Origin of the sequence: Photobacterium marinum, from assembly GCF_000331515.1 — a bacterium.
GTDB lineage: Bacteria > Pseudomonadota > Gammaproteobacteria > Enterobacterales > Vibrionaceae > Photobacterium > Photobacterium marinum.
The window spans coordinates 63,966-83,407 of the sequence record NZ_AMZO01000020.1; the positions used below are offsets into that span (position 1 = coordinate 63,966).

Here is a 19,442-nt window from a genome sequence, read left to right on the forward strand (position 1 = left end):
ATGCCAAAATAAAACCAATGGTATCAATAGGTTATTTACTTGAAAAGAAATTTGACGGCGTCAAGATTATGACACCGTCGGAATTTAATATATTTAGCGAAGATCTTCTTTATTCAGACCATACTTGCGCATTTTTTCCACCAGCGTGGTACGTCGCATACCCAGCATATCGGCGGCACGGGCTACGACACCTGTCTGCGCCTCAAGAGCCTGGCGGATCATCTCCACTTCCAGCTCTGCCAGCATTTCCTTCAGATTAACACCTTCAGGCGGTAGATCATTCACCGATGGAACATCCGGCTCAGAATAACTGGTTGCAAACATATCAGCCAACGCAGCCCGTTCCTGATCTTCTGTCGAAAGAAGTTGCTCTTCCGGTTGAAAGTCGGGCAGATCATTGTAACGATACTTCATCGGCAGATGGTTCACATCCACCATTTCCCCCGGATACAGAATGATCAAACGCTCAACCAAATTTGCCAGTTCGCGTACATTTCCCGGCCAATCGTGATCCATCAGAGAAGTAATGGCTCGCGGAGTGAAGTGCACTCGTTTAGCACCTTCTGATTCCATACGCGCTAACAGTTCCTGCAACAACAACGGAATATCGCAGATACGTTCACGCAGTGCAGGCATCTCAATCGGGAAAACATTCAAGCGATAATACAGATCCTCACGGAACGTATTTTCTTTAATCATATCATCCAGATTTCGATGAGTCGCAGCTACGATACGAACATTAGCCTTAATCGTACTGTTGCCACCCACGCGCTCAAAACAACGCTCCTGAAGCACGCGTAATAATTTAACCTGCATCGCCATTGGCATATCGCCAATTTCATCAAGGAATAAGGTGCCGCCTTCAGCCAGTTCGAAACGCCCTTTACGGGAAGAAATAGCGCCGGTGAATGCCCCTTTCTCATGACCAAACAACTCGCTTTCCAGCAAGTCTGGCGGAATCGCCCCACAGTTAACCGGCACAAATGGACCTTTACCACGGGAGGAATGATAATGAATATTCCTGGCCACAACTTCTTTACCAGTACCGGATTCGCCAAGAATCAATACACTGGCATCAGTACCTGCCACCTGTTCGACAAGATGACGGATCTCACTGATCGCTTCGCTACGGCCAACCATACTACGGAATAATGTATTTTTACGTGCCAGTTGAGGAACCTGATAAGCTCTCTTACCAAGAAACTCCTGACAATGACGTAGGGCATCCGATAGCTGCCCGTAATTCAGCGGTAGCTCAAGCTCACCAACATAATTCGGTAATCCCGCCAGTTCGCTGGCATGATCCGTTAACGCAATAACCGGGATATGGTTGTGGATTCGCAGGTAGTCAAGAATTTTGCTAAGTGACTTACCGGTAGTTATTTTACCCAGTAAACAGGCACTCCAATCCTTTTCCCAAAGCGAATTTTCCACCTCGCGCGTAGAGAAAGCCTCATGCTGTTCTCCAACAAAATTAAGAATGACACCAAGGTCATGACGATGCTGCTGATCGTCATCAATTACGAGGGTTTTAGCTAAACCTTGCATAGGAGAGATATTGCCTGCCTTTATAGGAAATTCTATTTCTGTGGCTTTTATACCAAACTGAACAACTTTCAACTTTTTACGAAGTTATTCAATTTTGTATTACTGAGGAACAGCAACCAAAAATTATTGCTTTCCATTGTAATAAAAGCTCAGGATAAGGCAACCAAGGACACACAAAAGCTGTGAACCCTGTACAAAGGAAAGTGCAATCCAGATCATTTTAGTTTATTTTTTGGCTTCCTGAAGAAGGAAGCCAATAATAAATTGATTGCACAAGGCAGAAAGGTGTTACTACATATCCAACTGCGTCATATTATGGTATTCCGCAGGGATTTGATCCCAAGCTGCTTTAATTTCACGCAACATATCAATTACATCATCAATCGGCTCAGGAAGATTGTCCTGGTTTGCCTTATAAATCTGCTGAATCATAAAGTCATATAGTGAATCTAAGTTTGACGCAATATCACCACCATCTTCCATAGAAAGACAGCTACGCAAACTAATCACAATATCCAACGCCTTACCCAAGCGCTCACCTTTAACTGCAATTGAGCCCTGCTGCATTGCAGCCTTGCCTTGGATCAAGCGCTCAATTGCTCCAGCCATCAGCATCGAGATCACCCGGTGTGGTGATGCTGATGTCAGCTGACTATCCACTGAGACTCGTTTATAAGCCTGTAGAGATCCTCTCATTGCCATTTTTTCTAACCTTACCGAAATTTATTGTATACCTGCATCGAGCGTTGCCCGTGCTGTAGTCGCTGAAGTTGGCCTGCAGATTGATCCCGGCGTTGACTGATCTGCTCAAGCAAACACGACGTTCGTTCAACGGCTGCCTGCCACGCTGATTTTTCCAGCTGTTCAGGCTTAGCCATTAATTCATGCAAGATCTGTTCACGCTGCTGCAATAACTGCTGCAACAGCTGCGGATCCACATCTCCATCGGTGGAGAGCATGGCCTCCAACTGGCCATCTAGCTGTTGTAAACGCTGCATGCTTAACTCTCTCACCTAAAATTCATTATGCTGCCGGCATCATGCTCATCATGGAGCTAAGCTGACCTTTCATCTGTCCCATAGCTCCATCCATCGCAGTGAACTGATCATGGGTACGCTGATAAACACTTTGCATCCGGCGATCCAGATTAGTCTGCTCTTTATTCAGACGCATCATCTGATCGTTAAGACTGTTCTGGCGACTTTTGATACTGCCAGTTATCCCGGTATGGGCATGAACCAAATCTTCGATCCGGCGGGCAAAACCTTTCCGGCTGCCAAAAAACTCACCAACATCGGTAAAATTTTGCTCCAGCTGTCTATCCAGCAGGTCATAGTCAATTTCCAGTCGCCCGGCCATTGTGGTCATCACGCCGAGTTCACTCAGCGTTTTGACTGTTTCCGGCGCGCCTTCAATCGGCGCAGAAAATGCGGAACGAAGCTGGTTATCTACCGTGCGGATAATACTATCGCCCACCAGCGGGCCTTTTTCCTGAGTTTCAGGATCAAATTTAGCCAGCTCCTGAGATGTTTGATAAAACTGGTTATAGGCGTTGACGAACTGCTCAATCGCCCCACCAACAGCAACGCGATCATAAGCCACATCAATAATGGCATCCGAATCACCCTTACTGTCTTTCAACGCTACCAGGTTGAGATCAACGCCTTTAATGGCATCTTTAATCGTATTGTTGTCACTGGTAACAGTGGCCAAACCATCGATGACGACCTTAGCATCCTTTGCAGCCTGCATTTCACTCATAGGGCTGACTTCATTATGTGCATTGAAGCCAAACTTTTGCAGTGTACTGGCTGGTGGTGCATCAACCCGAACCTTAATCGTATTCTGCTCACCGCTTTTATCAGCAGACAGAACCAATCGCGCCCCGGCGTCATCTTTAATCACTGACGCCATCACACCGGTGTTTGACGGATGACGATTAATCAGGCGTACTACATCAATAATCTTGCTTTCGTCCTCTGGGATCTCAACATCAAACTTAGTCGCCCCCAAAGAGATAGCCAGTTTACCTGCACCCATCTTTTCATCTTCGTCAAATGTACTTGATACAATCTTGTGTGACTGTGCAAGCTGGTCAACTTTGACGGTGTATTTTCCTGGAATAGCTTCATGTGATGCCTTTGCTGTCAGCACCTCATTGTTATCCGATGAAGCAGTACGTGCCGATAAGGTATGGTTACGACGAAAGTCAGCCATCATGAACTTCAGTTCATTCAACGAGCTTTTCAGTTTTCCATAGGCACTGATATTGACATCGACGTTGTCCCGGCGCTCATTGATTCGCGCTTCTTTCGGAGCCCGCTCAGATTCAACGATTTTGTTAACCATACCGTTAATATCAAAACCGGAAGCCGTGGCTGCTGCGCCTATATTCATTGACTACCCCAAATGATGTCGTTTTACACTTTCGTCTGTAACAATCCTCCCGAATGAGCGGCAAGCTGTCGGGATAAAGCTAACATATCTTCATCAGGAATTTGGCGAACCACATCACCGGTACGTTTATCGTAAATAGTGACGATGCTTTTGCCAGACTCTTCATCAATCCGAAAAGCCAGACCTTTATTCAGCGTATTTCCAACAAACTCTTCAATTTTTTCAACGACTTTCTCCAGCTCTTCACGCTGAAGGTGGCGCTGTTGTTCTATGTTGAAGCTTTGTTCTACGCGACGAACATCGGTCTCACCTTTATCGCTGCTTGATGCCACTGGTTGCTGATTGGATGAGTGAGCGGCAGCGGGTGTCCCCTGAGTACTACTACCAGATTTATTAGCAATATTTGTGCCAACAGAAGAATGGGTGCCATTCTCAGAAGAACGAGGAGGAAGTGAAGAAGTAGAAACGGGTTTGACATCCATATTCTTTCACCTTCTGAAAGCAGAAAACGGCAAGGAGCTGCCTCCTTGCCGTTATACGGAGGTATTAACCTAGCAGGCTTAGAGCGGCTTGAGGAGCCTGTTTTGCCTGAGCCAGGATAGACGTAGAAGCCTGAGAAAGAATCTGGTTCTTCGTCATGTTAGTTGTTTCTTTCGCAAAGTCAGTATCGCGGATACGACTGTTCGATGCGTTTACATTCTCGTTAACGTTGTCCAGGTTGTTGATTGTGTGGTTCAGACGGTTCTGAGATGCACCCAGTTCTGCACGGTGCGAGTCAACATACTTCATCGCGCCATCAAGAACTGCAACAGCCTGCTGTGCACCACCAACGGAGGTTACGTCAATTTCAGAAACAGTCTTGTCTGCCGCAACACCACCGATTGTTGCATCAACATCTTTACCGTCACTGCCAACCATGGTCATTGCACCGGTCTTAACGCCAACTGTACCTTCTGTAGTGAATAGCTGAAGCTCGCCTTTTTCAGAAACAGATGCGTTGATCTGGTCGTTCTGACCGTTGATGCGAGTCGCGATTTCTTCGATATCGTCGCCTTTAACCAGGTCAACACTGATATCAGTCGCCACACCAGAGATCTTGTCAGTAACTGTCAGGCCAATTGTCGTATCGGCTTTCAGTGTAGAGTCGGCTGGTGCAGTCTTGGTTGAAACCAGCATGCTACCACCCATCTTCGCTTCATCTGAACGGATGTTCTTGAAGTTCATCTGAACTGCTTCACCAGAGTCTGCACCAACCTGGAATGAACGAGAACCGAAGGTACCGTTCAACAGTTTAGTACCACCGAAAGAGGTTGTTTCTGCGATACGGTTAAGTTCATCGTTCAGCGCTGTTACTTCTTCCTGGATAGAGTCACGGTCTTCTTGTGAGTTAGAACCGTTAGCTGACTGTAGTGACAGGTCACGCATACGCTGCAGGATGCTTGTTGTTTCCTGCATAGAACCTTCAGCGGTCTGTGCCATTGAGATACCGTCGTTGGCGTTACGTACAGCTACGTCAAGGCCACGGCTCTGAGTTTCCAAACGGTTAGATATCTGAAGACCTGCTGCGTCATCTTTTGCACTATTGATCTTGCTACCGGTAGCAAGACGCTCCATTGAGTTACTTTGAGCTTCGGTCGCCTGACCCAGGTAGCGCTGAGCGGTCATTGCAGAAACGTTAGTATTTACTGTAACTGCCATAATGTCTCTCCTTAAAGTGTTCGATATGGCTTGACCAGCCCAGCCGGAAAAACCTAGTTATTCTTTGTACATGAGTTTTAACGGCATACGATTGGAAACCTTTAAGATTTTTTTTATTTTTTTTTGTGGTAGTTCAGAAATGTGATCAAGCTCATAAAAACCAACAATGCACAGCAAAGTTAAAATCATTATAAATCAACATCTTAGTCAAATAAGTCTTATTAAAACTTACAAGAAAGAAAAAACTGATATGTATGGAGAGAAGAGGCAATAGGTTAACTTTCACCACAAACAAAAACGGCAAGGGGCTGCCCCCTTGCCGTTTTCGCTCATCTGAGTTCGGAAAATTATTGTAACAAACTCATTGCAGCCTGAGGAACCTGCTTGGCCTGTGCAAGAATAGAGGTACTTGCCTGCTGCAGGATCTGGCTCTTCGTCATTTCCGTTGTTTCTTTCGCGAAGTCTGTATCGCGGATTCGGCTGTTAGACTCCGAAACGTTTTCAGAAACGTTAGCCAAGTTGTTAATGGTATGGCCCAAACGGTTCTGCTTCGCACCTAAATCTGCACGCATTGTATCAATGTATTTCAATGCAGCATCAATAATTGGCACAGCCTGCTGTGCGCCGCCTACAGATTCCACATCAATACCGCCGACAGTAACATTCTGTGCAGCACCGGCAATATCACCCGGAACGACTTTACCGTCTTCGTTCATCATGCTCATCTTGCCCTGTGTCACTGTCAGAGCACCGCCATCAGCAAACAGCTGAAGTTCACCTTCTTCGCTCACAGAGGCATTAACTGAACTATTCTGACCATTGATTCGGGTCGCGATCTCTTCAACATCATCACCTTTAAGCAGGTCAACACTTACATCGGTGACGTTACCCAGCTTATCGGTAATCTGGAAGCTTACCTTCGCATCAGCGTTCAGAATCGCTTTTGGTTCAATTTTTGTGGTCGAAACCAACAGGCTACCACCCATTTTATCATAATCGGCACGTACACTATCCATACCCATAATCAAGGCTTCACCTGAATCCGCACCGATCTGGAATGCCGCTTCACCGAATGTACCGTTAAGCAACTTACGACCACCAAATGCTGTCGTTTCAGCGATACGGTTAAGTTCATCCTGCAGTGCAGTTACTTCCTGCTGGATTGCCTCACGGTCTTCGTCCGAGTTAGCACCGTTGGCTGACTGTAGTGACAGGTCTCGCATACGTTGCAGAATACTGGTTGATTCTTGCATCGCACCTTCTGCAGTCTGCGCAATCGAAATGCCGTCATTGGCATTACGCATTGCGACATTCAGACCGCGCGTCTGTGCAACTAATCGGTTCGAAATCTGCAGACCTGCAGCATCGTCTTTAGCACTGTTAATCTTACTACCTGTAGATAGACGTTCCATTGAGGTATTAAGATCGCTTGTTGCTTTGCCCAGGTAACGCTGCGCAGTCATGGCAGACACGTTGGTGTTTACTGTTACACCCATTTTGCTCTCCTTTGACTTTCGCTATGTTAGCGAAACAGCCTACCCGCAACAGTCAGTTCTAAAGACAGTGAAGCGGGGCCAGCCATATGTGTAAACTTTCTTGGCAAGTCACTTGCCACCTAATTATTTCTTTTTAATATTAAGCAATCATCATGCCAAATTTTAAAAGCCTTAAATAACAGCAACTTAATCCATTTTGTTATCTTTTGTTTCAACAAGTGGCAACCGAATGCCCGTCTGGTTTGCCGTTTTGCCGCCTTAAAAACCGTTACCGAAGCAAAGGATTGGAATAGCTTTTATTAACCACTAGATATAGTTAAACAGATTCAGATCTTTGGTCTTAGCAAATGCCTGCTGAGAAGCCTGAAGCGCCATCATGTTTTCGTTCAATTCAATCACCGCGGTTGCATAATCAAGATCTTCCAGCGTACCGCGGGCCTGACTCATTACGATCTTAAAGTCTTCATGCATATCCTCCTGACGATCCAATGTCTGCAAACGAGTTCCAACTTCAGAACGAGCCCGGTTAATATGCTTGAAGCCTTCCGACAATTCCGCTGCCGTCTGGTGCAACTCAGCCGTTGCCGAGGCATCTGACACGCTGCTGTCAGACAGTTCGATACTGCGGCGGAATGAGTCAAAGATATTCACCTTATCCTGACGGGTAAGATCAATGGCATCACCATCTTCGATCTCCCCTTCGACATCGATCTTAAGTGTGCCCCATTCGATCCCTTTATTAGGATCATACTGAGCGGTACTAACTACACTACCGTTCTGAAACAATTGGTAAGATGTGCCAGCTGAGGTCGATGAAAATTCAACCCGGTAGCTGGACTGGTCTGCGTTATTGGTGTTTTGCGCCTGAGACAACAGAAGCAAAGAACCGCTCTGCAAAGCATAATCAGGCTGATAATCTCCGTAAGGGTTATCAACTTCCATAAACAACTTGTCGCCCGGGTCATTCACCGGAACATCTACAGCCGGTGCAACTTTCGCCATACGCTGGTAACTGTCACCGGCATAGGTCACATTACCGCCGTTATCACGAAAAAACGGCTGCTTGCTATATTGAGTACCGGCAAAGATAAAGTTGCCAGATTCGTCCTTGGCATTAACCAGGTTCATGAAATTATCGAACAACCCCTGCATATCCTGCTTGTGGGCTACACGGTCATCATCAGACAGAGAACCGTTGACCATCAGCATGGATTTGCGCTTGGCCTCATCCAGCATACTTTCAACTTCGGTGATCACTGTCTCTTCATTGTCCAGACGGTTTCGAGCCAATGTGATCGACTTCAGTGACTGTTCGATCTGAGTCGTCTGCTGATCAAAATTCTGAATATAGATAGAAGATACTGGATCATCTCCGGCAGTCAGCAAGCGTTTACCTGAAGCCAACTGCTCCTGGTTCTCCGCCACTTTTACCTGCTGACGGTTCATGTCATTTGCTACAGAGCTGTAATTGTGGAAACTGGCAATTCGGCTAATCATTTCAGTCAGTCTCCTCTATTAGCGTGACGCATTAAGTAGCGTGTCAAAAGTTTCATTCGCCACCGTCATGATCCGTGACGAGGCCATGTAGGCTTGCTGAAATTTCATCATGTTCGCCGCTTCCTCATCAAGGTTAACGCCCGCAATCTCAGCCACCCTGCTTTCCGCCGCATCTTTCTCTACCAGACCAACTTCCTTTAGGCGGGCTGCAGATGCTTTCTGCACACCCATTTCGGTATTCAGCCCCTGGTAGACATCAATCACTGTTGAGCGGCCGTCATCCATCATCTTGGTTGACTGCAACGTTTGCATTTTAATCAGGTTACCGTTGTCACCATCAGCATCGTTCAGGTTAACGGCAAACAGGTCACCACCAACCGCTCCCTGCCCTAGAGTGAATGCGGTACCACCAACATTAACTTCTCCTGTCGGCGGGTAAGGCTGAGGAGCCTGCAAAATATTGCCTTTCATATCCAGAACGGCAAACTGAGTGGCATCCGGTGATACCGCTACCTGAAACTCAGTCAGGCCACCAGCTCTGGTAATGTTAAACGGCGCCTGTCCTTGGGTCTTCGTTACTGAACTCAGATAACTTTGGGCGGCAATTTTTGCCGGATCAGTCATCGGTACATCAATTTCACCGGCCGCTGAGCGGGTAGGACGCAAAACAATGCGTTCGCCTGCCTTCATCGGCGCATCCATTTCAACCCGGAAACCATCCACCATAAAAGCGGGAGGATTACCACTCGGGATTACTTTCTGCTGAGAACCATCAGGCAATGCCAAGGTGTGCTGACTGCCATCGAACTTCAGGTCATACTCACCAACTTTCAGCGCATTCAAATCTTCGATATACACTTTCACATCAGCGGTCGAACCCGGTGGCAACATGGCCCTTGCCGCCGCAACTGCCGAATCGTTAACATCGCGGAACATGTTCTCCCCCACCTGACCATTTAAATCCAGGCCCTGGTGTTGAAGGTTGTTCACAGACTCCGCAAAACCGATAGCAATACGCCCCATCTCATCCATCGCATGGGAAAGGGTTTCATCACGGTACTGGAACATTGCTGCCATTTTGCCGCCAATATCATCGTTACGGATGGTCTTAAGCGATTTACCTTCAACAATTGCCAACTGAGTCTGCTGCGGATCTGGTTTGCCGTTCACCATGCGCAGTTCACTGCATTCGGTGCCCGAGACCAGGGTATGACCGCTGCCGATCATAATGTTGAAAGTTTCGTCATTCTTGCGGGAAACACTAACCTTGGTGTACTCAGACAGCTCGTTGATTAAGTTCTGATGGCGGTCCATCAAATCATTGTCGTGCTTTGAAACAGGCGACTTCACCAATGCTTTGTGCACATCCACCAACTCTTTGGCGATATCGTTAATACGTCCCAGCGTGCGTGACAGCGCTTCATTGGTTTCAGATTTCTGACGAGTAAGAATGGTATGATTGTCGTTCAGCCCTGCCGCCACCAGCTTCGCTTTTTCAAGCACTACTTTACGGGCCCCCATATCACTTGGGCTGTCAGCCAGCGCTTTCACTGAGTCATACCATTGGTTCATGTCCTCTGGAATTTTCTTGGCGCTATTTGCCAACATGCTGTCCAGGCGACCAAGCTGAGATTCACGTTCTGTTGCGTAGCTAAGGTTAGTGGTAGTCAGGTTTAGCTCATCGGTGGCAAACTGATCGTAACCGCGGCGAACTTCTGCCGCATGTACACCGGTACCATACTGGTTGCCCCCCCACCACATAGGGTCATTAGCTTGCTGTACCACAGACTGACGGCTGTAGCCTTCAGTATTAACATTATTAATGTTATGGCTGGTCGTATTTAACTGCCGTTGAGCAGTCAAAACGCCCTGGGTACCCATATTGAGCAAGTCAAACCCCATGAAGCCTCCAGTAATTTGAGGGGGTTACAATACATCTAGGGTTTATATTGCAAAAAGCGTTCCAACTTTTGCATCACTGTTAACCGTTTGATTTTAAAGAGGGAGAACATTGAGGGAGTGGTGTTTTTTTAAGCTGGGGCAAAGGGTTGCCGAAGCGAGTGGCGAGTCAAAATATCAGTTAAAGCACTAGAATAACCTATAGCCTTTACTTTCTTGCACGCTTCTCCTTCTTATTTCATTATTTTATTAACCCGATCCATCACGCTGATGATCTTATCGGAATAATTCGGGTCGGTGGCATAACCAGCTTTGTGCAGATTACGGATAAACGTCACCGGATCCTCTGGCTGTTGCAATGCTTCCGAATATCGCGGGTTAGTATTCAAAAAGCTGACATAATCGTTGAAGCTTTCCTGGTAACTGTCATAAGAACGAAAAGCCGCATTTTCCTGAACAGGAATACCATTGTGAAACTCCAGTGTTCGGGTCGCGACCTTTGAGCCGGACCACCGAGGATCGGCCTTGATATTAAAAAGATTATTGCTCGATCCGACAGCATTCTTCACCACTTTCTTACCCCAGCCGGTTTCCAACGCAGCCTGGGCAATCAAGACCGACGGATCAGTACCCAACGCATTAGCCGCTTTCTCGGCATAAGGACGCATGCGGGATACAAAGTCTTCCGGTGATTCGAACCTTTGTTCCATGTCAACCCGGTTCATTGAAGCAATAGCAGCAGGTGCAATGGCTTCAGGCTGTGGAGCAGGAGATTGTGGCACAGCTTTCCACGGCGAATTTACCAGTTGAGGCTGGCTATCATCGTTCCGGGAGGCAAACACATCATCCAACGGCTTTTCCTGAGGAGCAGCCGGACGAAGCGGTAAATCCTGAGCCTGCTCCTTATCGGATGAATCAGCTTTTGCTTTCTCTTTTAGCTCTTCGCCACCCAACTGCTCAACAATCAGATCAGCCAAACCAAGGGAGCCTGTCGCACTCAGCTCACTAGCCATCTGTTCATCATGCATCTGCTCGAAGAACTTGGTATTGCTACTGCTCATCAGGTCAGATTCAAAGGCTTCATTGGCCTCGCGCATCGACTTAAACAACATCTGAGTAAAGATCGCCTCGAACTGCTGTGCAGCAGCCTTCAAAGACGCCCCTTCATCTTCTTTGATCCCCGCCCTCAATCGCTCAAGGTTGGATATATCATGGATAAAACCCGGATCAGTTGTTTTCATATCACCCTCGAGACCCTAAAACCTCAATTAAATAATAATCAGCTGGCCTTCAATAGCGCCTGCCTGTTTTAGCGCCTGCAAAATAGCCATCAAGTCTGACGGAGCCGCACCCACTTGGTTAACGGCACGTACCAATTCATCCAATGTAACACCCGGCTCAAATTTAAACATCCGGGAATCTTCTTCTGTCACCTGAATGTCAGAGTTTGGTACAACCACCGTATTGCCACCAGAGAAACCATTTGGCTGACTCACCGAGTAGTTTTCTTTAATTGAAACAGTCATACCACCGTGAGTGATTGCCGCCGGTTTCAGTTTCACGTTCTGGCCAACGACAATGGTACCGGTCCGGGAGTTAACAATGATCTTTGCCGCCCCTTCTGCCGGATCAAACTCAATGTTTTCAACTGTCGACAGAAATGCCACACGCTGACTGACATCCCGCGGCGCACGAACACGTACTGATGTCGCATCAACAGCTGCTGCCATTTGCGGGCCAAGGAACTGGTTGATGGAATCAGCCATACGCTGAGCGGTAGTAAAGTCTGACTCATAGAGGTTAAAGGTCAGGAAGTCACCACGACCAAACGGGTTTGGCACTTCACGCTCAACAATCGCTCCGTTTGAAATACGGCCTACGGTCGGATTATTACCGACAACTTTTGAACCGTCAGCACCAGTGGCACTAAATCCGCCTACGACCAAGCTGCCCTGGGCAATCGCGTAGACTTTTCCATCCAGACCTTTAAGGAAGGTTTGCAGCAAAGTACCACCGCGCAGACTTTTGGCAGAACCAATCGAAGATACCGTAATATCAATGGACTGGCCTTGCTTGGTAAATGGCGGCAAAGTGGCATTTACGGCCACTGCGGCAACGTTTTTGGTTTTCGGCTTAGTGCCCGACGGCAACTGAATGCCGAAGTTTTGCAGCATGGCATTAAAGCTCTGGTCGGTAAACGGGGTGGTTTCACCTGTACCTGGCAAACCCACAACCAGACCATAACCCACCAGTTGGTTACTCCGTACTCCGGCAACAGCGGCAACATCTTTGATCCTTGCCGCCTGTAACGGCAGGGCCAGAAACATCATCAAACCAAGACAAAAAGTCCGTAATTTCACTATGAAACTCCGTTAGATACTAACGTTGAAGAAACGAGCCAGCCAGCCTTGCTCCTGGACATCCTGACGATCGCCGGTACCGGAATACTGGATACGTGCATTGGCTATTCGGGTGGAAGCAACTGTATTTTCCTGACTGATGTCATCCGGACGAATCGTGCCGCTCAGGCGGATATATTCATCTCCGGTATTCAGTGTCAGCCATTTCTCTCCTCGCACCAACAAGTTGCCATTTGACAGAACATCGATAACCTCAACTGAAATAGAGCCTTTGATACTATTGCTTTGGTCTGCTGATGTGCTGCCTGCAAATTTATTGGCATTACTAACTTCATAAGAAAGGTCGCGATCACCCATAGTCACCGCCTTACCACCTAGCTGAAGCGGATCCATCGACATATCTGTCGACTTGTCCAGATCTGAGCTGGCACTTTTCTTGGCCTGGGTTTTTTCTTCCAGTAATACAGTGACAATATCGCCGATACCACGAGGTTTGGTGTCGTCATACAAGTCCTGAGCACCATTCACATCAAACAAAGAGCCCGTTGCAGCGGCATAATGTTCTGGTTTTTCCTGCGGCCGTATACCTGTCCATGCCGGATCACCAGCTTGAGGATCTTCACGACGACGCATCATTTCAATCAGAGAAGGCCCTTGTTCAGTTGAGCCTTCTACAGCATCGACCATGGTTGTCGCCTGGCTGACATCAGATTCTTCAACCTGCAACTGAGTGCATCCGGAGAGGACAATCATGACACCTGCAAGAAGTTTTTTCATTGCCACTCTACTCCTGTTATAGCTGCTGGTTAACGTAGCTCAGCATCTGGTCGACGGTCGAGATCACTTTCGAGTTCATCTCGTACACGCGCTGAGCTTCAATCATGTTCACCAGTTCTTCCGTAACATTTACGTTCGATGTTTCCAGCATCGACTGACGAATAGAACCGAAACCGTCAAGACCAGGAACACCTTCCTGAGGATCACCGCTGGCACCGGTTGGCAAGAACAAGTTCTGGCCGATTGGTTCAAGGCCGCCCGGGTTGATGAAATCAACGGTTGTGATCTGACCCAGCACCTGGTTCTGTTGCTGCCCACGAATACGGGCAGACACCTCACCGTCAGTACCAACAGTAATTGCTACGGCATCTTCCGGTACTACAATCTCCGGCTGAACCACATAACCCGAGCCACTGGTTACCAGCTGACCTTCCGCGTTGATAGTGAACTGACCGTTACGGGTATAACCGATGTTGCCGTCAGGCAGCAGGATCTGGAAGAAACCGTCACCTTCGATCATCATATCCATTGCATTATTGGTCGTCTGGGTATTACCTTGGGTAAAGACCTTCTGGGTCGCGACCACTTTCGAACCGGCCCCCAGCATCAGACCTGATGGCAGTTCGGTATCCTGACTAGACTGGCCACCCGGCTGGTTAATGTTCTGGTAGAACAGGTCTTCAAATACAGCCCGGCTCTTTTTAAAACCTACAGTCGAGGCGTTAGCCAGGTTGTTAGAAATGGTCGAGATATTTGTTTGCTGGGCGTCAAGACCGGTTTTACTTACCCATAAAGCTGGATGCATGTTTTATTCCTTATTATCGGTTTAGCCTAAACGCAGCAGTGAAGAAGACGCAGCATCCATCTCTTCTGCGGTTTTCATTAATTTGACCTGCATTTCAAAATGACGCTGCAAATCGATCATACTTGTCATTTCACCCACGGCATTAACGTTACTGCCTTCCAGCGCCCCTTTCAGCAAGGTAACACCAGCATCCGCTTCATAAGTCATACCCGGATTTTTCGGCTTGAACAAGCCATTGACGTCTTTATACAAATCACGGTTATCAGGACGAACCAGCTTCAGGCGATCAACCACCTCCATCGCTTCCGGCGGAGCGCCCTGAGGAAGTACTGAAATTGTCCCGTCATTACCGATTTCAATTTTGCTGATTGGAAGAGGAATGAAAATCGGTGCGCCGCCTTCACCCAACATCAGGTTGCCGTTACTGTTTTGCAGCATACCTGTTTCGTCAATCTTAAGGTGACCGGCACGGGTGTAAGCTTCCTGGCCAGAGGCATCTAATACCGTCAGCCAACCGTCACCTTCTACAGTCACATCCAGATCACGTCCCGTGGTCATTACCGCGCCTTGAGAAAAGTCCTGTCCCGGACGTTCAGTCATCGCAAACACTCGTGACGGCAAACCTTCACCATAGGCCTGCATGCTTCGCGCCTGCTCAAGATCTGCCCGGAAACCGGTTGTTTTCACGTTGGCAAGGTTGTTGGCATGTAGCTGCATACCATACATATCTTGCTTAGCGCCACTCATGGCCAAATACAGTGCGCGATCCATTATCGACTCTCCAATCACATTCTAATGATTTTTAAGCAATAACTATGCCACCGAATTATGGTGTTATAAATCAAACAATTAGGAATAAGGCCTTAGAATACAGGCAGAGGAAGGACAAATTTCTGACAGTGAAGGACAAAATTTGCCGCTTGTTCGACACTTAGCAGAACAAGCGGCAATATTCTCACGACTGTTATTTTCTGTATATCGTGATTACCAGAAAAGCAGCTCGTTATTTATTAACGAATTTGCAGGATAGTCTGCTGTAGCTGATTATCCACTTCAAGAGCACGGGAGTTCGCCTGGAAGTTACGCTGCGCGGTGATCAAATCCACCAACTCCTGAGTCATATCAATGTTTGACTGTTCCAGCGTACCACTCTTAACGGCACCGAATGCGCCCTGGCTGGCTTCACCCCAGATAGCTGCGCCAGAATCCTGACTCACCACCCACTGAGTACCGCCTTTAGACACCAGGCCCTGCTCGTTAGGAACGCGTACCATACCTACACGGCCAAGGGTAACGTTCTCACCGTTACTATAAGTCGCAACAATCGAACCTTTGGCATCGATATCAACTTTAGCCAGGTAACCTGTTGTCGCACCATCCTCATTGAAACGACGAACTTCGAACGGCGCAGCATACTGAGTCGGATCGTCAAAATTAATAGTCAGTGCCTGATTTTCATCAGCACCATTAAGATCCAGCCCCGCACCAGCCGCTCCCAGAGGCTCGGCAATCACCGGATTACCGCCGTTGACCGATGCCACGGAACCGTCAGTGTTGAAGTCAATAAAACTACCTTTCTGACCAGTTGCTGTTGACGCGCCGCCATTAGTGATATCGACAGGCTTTTCACCATTCGCATCTGTTGCTGTATAGAAAACTGACCAACGGTTTGAGGCTGTATTATCTTTCACATAGTAAGTCGTCATCTTGTACGGCTGACCCAGTGAGTCGTAAATAGTGACAGAAGTCGACTTGTTGTAAGTGTTCGGATCGCTGAAATCAAATTGCTTAGGGTCTTTCGGATCACCACCTGCTGGCAGGTTAACGCCGACATTAAGCGTAGTTGAAGCCCGTGGTTGACCAAACTGGTCCGGTACCTTCAGCGACTGAGATTCATAAGACGTGACCTGATCGGTCTCCTGATCCACCTGATAACCCAGCAGGTACTGACCTTCTGAGTTAACAATATTGTTATCTTTGTCCAGGTGAAATGCACCATTACGTGTCAGGCTATTGTTCTGAGGCTGAAGTCGGTCATCAGCAACAGCAAAGAAACCACTGCCTGAAATACGAAGATCCATCGGGTTATTGGTATAAATACTTGAGCCTTCGTGGAACTGTTGAGCTACCACAGAAGTCTGAACACCGCCACCGGTTGTGGTCTTAGCATTCGAAAAGACCGAGTTAGAGTAAACGTCACCAAACTCGGCACGAGACTCTTTAAAGCCATAAGAATTGGAGTTGGCAATGTTGTTACTTGTGGTATTAAGGTCTTTCTGCGACGCTCCGATACCGCTCAGAGAAATATTAAAACCCATGTTATGAATCTCCTAAAAGCTTTATGCCTGGCCTACTTCAAGAACTTCGGCTAGTTTAAATGGCGAGTCGAAGCCCGCGAGGTTAAGCATGACATTGCCATCACCTTTACCAAGCAACACACTGTTGACATTCGCATAGGTAGACACATCGAATTCCCGGTTTTCGCCATCAAGCATACCTGATACTTTCAACTTGTAGCGACCTTCCGGCAACGCATTGCCACTATCGTCTTTACCATCCCATTCAACACGGTGATCACCTGCCGGTTTAGCCCCCATGTCGAAGGTTTTAATTAGCTGGCCCTGCTCGTTTTCGACCCGGACCATCAAATTGTTAATTGCATTCGGCAGCTTCACCATTCCGGTCATACCGCCTTCGCCTTTCTTAACTCCGGTTGCGCTCGGAATAAGCACATCACGCCCGACCAGCGATGAAGCCTGCAACGCCTGATTTGACGTCATGGCAGAGTTAAGGCTGCCGAACTGCTCATTCATCTGAGTGATCCCGTCAACCGTGGCAAATGATGCCATCTGGGCAATCATCTGATCATTGCCGACAGGCTTAAACGGGTCTTGCTGCGCAAGCTGCTTGGTAAGAAGGGAAAGAAAGTCTTCTTGCTTGAGCTCATTTTGCCCGGTAACTTTCTGATCTTCCTGCAGCTTTTTCTCTTGCATCCCCTTGAGCTGGTCAAGGTAGGACAGAGTGCTTTGACCTGCGCCGTTAATACCGGTCATAACAGATACTCCTTAACCCTTATTTACCCATCTGCAATGTGCTCATCAGCATTTGCTTACTTGCATCTGCCACCTGAACATTGCTCTGATAGGAACGAGAAGCTGAAATCATGTTCGCCATTTCTTCCATTACGTTGACGTTAGGCTTGTAGATATAACCTTCAGCATTGGCCAACGGATGATCCGGGTTATATTCCGCACGTAACGGCTTTTGGCTCTCGACAATGCCTTTCACCTGAACTGGCACACTGTCATCGCGCTGGTAACTGGCACTCTGCAGCGCTGCAGCAAATACCGGATGGCGCGCTTTATATGTTTCTTCGGCAGAACTACTTACACTGTTGGCGTTAGCCAGGTTACTTGATGTCGTGTTCAGGCGAACTGACTCTGCACTCATCGCCGATCCGCTGACATTAAAAATGTTAAACAAGCTCATTTATTATTCTCCTTTTAATGCCTTGCTCAGGTTCTTGAACTTAGAACCCAGAAAGTCGAGAGATGCCTGATATTCAAGTGAGTTCTGCATAAACAGGTTTTGCTCAAGTTGTGCATCTACGGTATTGCCGTCACCGGTATCCGGTTGAGTCGGTACACGGTACTTTTGCTCACCCATCAAAGTCGTAGAGGCAGAGATATGCCGATTATTGGTGCGGCTAAGGCCAATCTTTGCCTCCGATGTTGCCGCACTCAATGCCCGCTGAAAGTCGATATCTTTTGCTTTATAGCCCGGCGTATTGGCATTGGCGAGGTTACTTGCCAGTGTTTCCGCGCGCTTAGCGCGAACACCTACGGTGTGCTGATGAATACCTAGTGCTTTATCAAAAGAGATAGACATAACTGCCTCCAAAAATCGTTACCGATAAATAAGCAAAGGGTATGCCAAAAATTGAAGCCAGTGAGAATAGTGTCGAAAATTGAAGAAGTGAGTAAAAGATAAAATGGGGGAAGGAGAATTGAGTATCGAGGAACGAATTAGGTTCCTCGATTACTCAGGAGTCGATACGGTTGGAATTAATGCCAAACAGCTATGTCATGCTTTGTGCCTCTCCTGTCGGAGAAGCCCACCGCAACTATTTTAGCTTGTAAATAATCCCAGGATTACAGCGAATCATCTCAAACTTGTCAGTCAGCCCCGTTAACGATTCAGAGGCTCCCAGCAACAAGTAACCACCAGGGTTAAGACTTGCGGCCATCTGGTTCAGTACCTTCGCTTTCATTTCAGGCGAAAAGTAAATCAGTACGTTACGACAGAAAATCACATCGAACTTACCCAGCAACGCATAACTGTCTTTCAGGTTCTGCGGACGGAAATTAACCATTCGCTTAACCTTATCGTTCACTTTCATCCGGCCGTCACCATTATTTTCAAAGAAGGTACGGCGACGTTCCGGAGAAAGTCCTCGACTCAGTGCCAGGTTGTCATAAATACCGGCACGACACGTTTCCAGCATGGTCTGCGAAATATCTGTTGCCGTGATCTGTACACCACTGGCGAGCATACCAGGACGACGAGCCTGCGTTTCAAGCACAGTCATCGCAATTGAATACGGCTCCTGGCCCGAAGAACTGGCTGATGACCAAATCTTGAGCGGACGCTTGTTTGCCGCAAGATCCGGTAAGATTCGATCAGCCAGAACGGTATATGGGTAGGTATCACGGAACCACAACGTCTCATTCGTCGTCATGGCATCCACCGCAGCTACACGCAATTCACGATTACGGCCACTGATCACTAGTTGCAGTAACTCGGAAAGAGATGATAGCGAAAATCGGCTGACCAACGGACTCAGACGGCTGCGTACCAAATACTGCTTACTGTCGCCAAGTACAATACCGCACTGCGCTTCAAGAAAACGACAAAAATCGCGGTATTCCTGGTCTTTTATTGTTATAGCTGTCATCTACTACTCTA

19 protein-coding genes are annotated in these 19,442 nt (G+C 47.5%); all 19 read right to left on the reverse strand.

What is annotated here, in order from left to right:
• Nucleotides 1-93: 93 nt before the first annotated feature.
• Entirely contained in the window at nt 94-1,548 is a 1,455-nt protein-coding gene (locus tag C942_RS13420) for a sigma-54 dependent transcriptional regulator (RefSeq protein WP_007466498.1), read from the reverse strand.
• 291 nt (nt 1,549-1,839) lie between these two features.
• Entirely contained in the window at nt 1,840-2,244 is a 405-nt protein-coding gene (gene fliS / locus C942_RS13425) for a flagellar export chaperone FliS (protein WP_036800234.1), read from the reverse strand.
• Between the two features lie 17 nt (nt 2,245-2,261).
• On the reverse strand, nt 2,262-2,546 hold the full coding sequence (locus tag C942_RS13430) for a hypothetical protein (protein WP_007466500.1): 285 nt from the start codon (nt 2,544-2,546) through the stop codon (nt 2,262-2,264).
• A 25-nt stretch (nt 2,547-2,571) separates the two neighbouring features.
• Complete coding sequence (gene fliD, locus C942_RS13435; RefSeq protein ID WP_007466501.1) at nt 2,572-3,945, reverse strand: flagellar filament capping protein FliD; 1,374 nt, start codon at nt 3,943-3,945, stop codon at nt 2,572-2,574.
• 23 nt (nt 3,946-3,968) lie between these two features.
• On the reverse strand, nt 3,969-4,427 hold the full coding sequence (locus C942_RS13440) for a flagellar protein FlaG (RefSeq protein WP_007466502.1): 459 nt from the start codon (nt 4,425-4,427) through the stop codon (nt 3,969-3,971).
• Nucleotides 4,428-4,491: 64 nt separating this feature from the next.
• Entirely contained in the window at nt 4,492-5,643 is a 1,152-nt protein-coding gene (locus C942_RS13445) for a flagellin (RefSeq protein ID WP_007466503.1), read from the reverse strand.
• Nucleotides 5,644-5,990: 347 nt separating this feature from the next.
• On the reverse strand, nt 5,991-7,139 hold the full coding sequence (locus C942_RS13450) for a flagellin (RefSeq protein WP_007466505.1): 1,149 nt from the start codon (nt 7,137-7,139) through the stop codon (nt 5,991-5,993).
• A gap of 306 nt (nt 7,140-7,445) precedes the next feature.
• Entirely contained in the window at nt 7,446-8,636 is a 1,191-nt protein-coding gene (flgL, locus tag C942_RS13455) for a flagellar hook-associated protein FlgL (protein ID WP_007466506.1), read from the reverse strand.
• 18 nt (nt 8,637-8,654) lie between these two features.
• Nucleotides 8,655-10,538, reverse strand: a complete 1,884-nt coding sequence (flgK, locus tag C942_RS13460) for a flagellar hook-associated protein FlgK (protein WP_007466507.1) — start codon at nt 10,536-10,538, stop codon at nt 8,655-8,657.
• A 230-nt stretch (nt 10,539-10,768) separates the two neighbouring features.
• The gene (flgJ, locus tag C942_RS13465) at nt 10,769-11,776 is read right to left on the reverse strand and encodes a flagellar assembly peptidoglycan hydrolase FlgJ (protein WP_007466508.1); all 1,008 of its coding nucleotides are present in this window, start codon (nt 11,774-11,776) and stop codon (nt 10,769-10,771) included.
• A gap of 27 nt (nt 11,777-11,803) precedes the next feature.
• A complete protein-coding gene (locus tag C942_RS24910; protein ID WP_036800235.1) occupies nt 11,804-12,865 on the reverse strand; it encodes a flagellar basal body P-ring protein FlgI in 1,062 nt (353 codons plus the stop codon).
• 42 nt (nt 12,866-12,907) lie between these two features.
• On the reverse strand, nt 12,908-13,672 hold the full coding sequence (flgH, locus tag C942_RS24915; protein ID WP_036800150.1) for a flagellar basal body L-ring protein FlgH: 765 nt from the start codon (nt 13,670-13,672) through the stop codon (nt 12,908-12,910).
• Nucleotides 13,673-13,688: 16 nt separating this feature from the next.
• Nucleotides 13,689-14,477: a flagellar basal-body rod protein FlgG gene (gene flgG, locus C942_RS13480; protein ID WP_007466511.1), complete on the reverse strand. Its 789-nt coding sequence runs from the start codon at nt 14,475-14,477 to the stop codon at nt 13,689-13,691.
• Between the two features lie 21 nt (nt 14,478-14,498).
• The gene (flgF, locus tag C942_RS13485) at nt 14,499-15,248 is read right to left on the reverse strand and encodes a flagellar basal-body rod protein FlgF (protein ID WP_007466512.1); all 750 of its coding nucleotides are present in this window, start codon (nt 15,246-15,248) and stop codon (nt 14,499-14,501) included.
• A 239-nt stretch (nt 15,249-15,487) separates the two neighbouring features.
• Complete coding sequence (gene flgE / locus C942_RS13490) at nt 15,488-16,795, reverse strand: flagellar hook protein FlgE (RefSeq protein WP_007466513.1); 1,308 nt, start codon at nt 16,793-16,795, stop codon at nt 15,488-15,490.
• 21 nt (nt 16,796-16,816) lie between these two features.
• A complete protein-coding gene (gene flgD / locus C942_RS13495; RefSeq protein WP_007466514.1) occupies nt 16,817-17,530 on the reverse strand; it encodes a flagellar hook assembly protein FlgD in 714 nt (237 codons plus the stop codon).
• A 19-nt stretch (nt 17,531-17,549) separates the two neighbouring features.
• Nucleotides 17,550-17,966 (reverse strand): flagellar basal body rod protein FlgC, encoded by a 417-nt coding sequence (gene flgC / locus C942_RS13500; protein ID WP_007466515.1) that lies wholly within the window; start codon nt 17,964-17,966, stop codon nt 17,550-17,552.
• A 3-nt stretch (nt 17,967-17,969) separates the two neighbouring features.
• A complete protein-coding gene (gene flgB, locus C942_RS13505; RefSeq protein WP_007466516.1) occupies nt 17,970-18,365 on the reverse strand; it encodes a flagellar basal body rod protein FlgB in 396 nt (131 codons plus the stop codon).
• 235 nt (nt 18,366-18,600) lie between these two features.
• The gene (locus C942_RS13510; protein WP_007466517.1) at nt 18,601-19,431 is read right to left on the reverse strand and encodes a CheR family methyltransferase; all 831 of its coding nucleotides are present in this window, start codon (nt 19,429-19,431) and stop codon (nt 18,601-18,603) included.
• Nucleotides 19,432-19,442 lie beyond the last annotated feature (11 nt).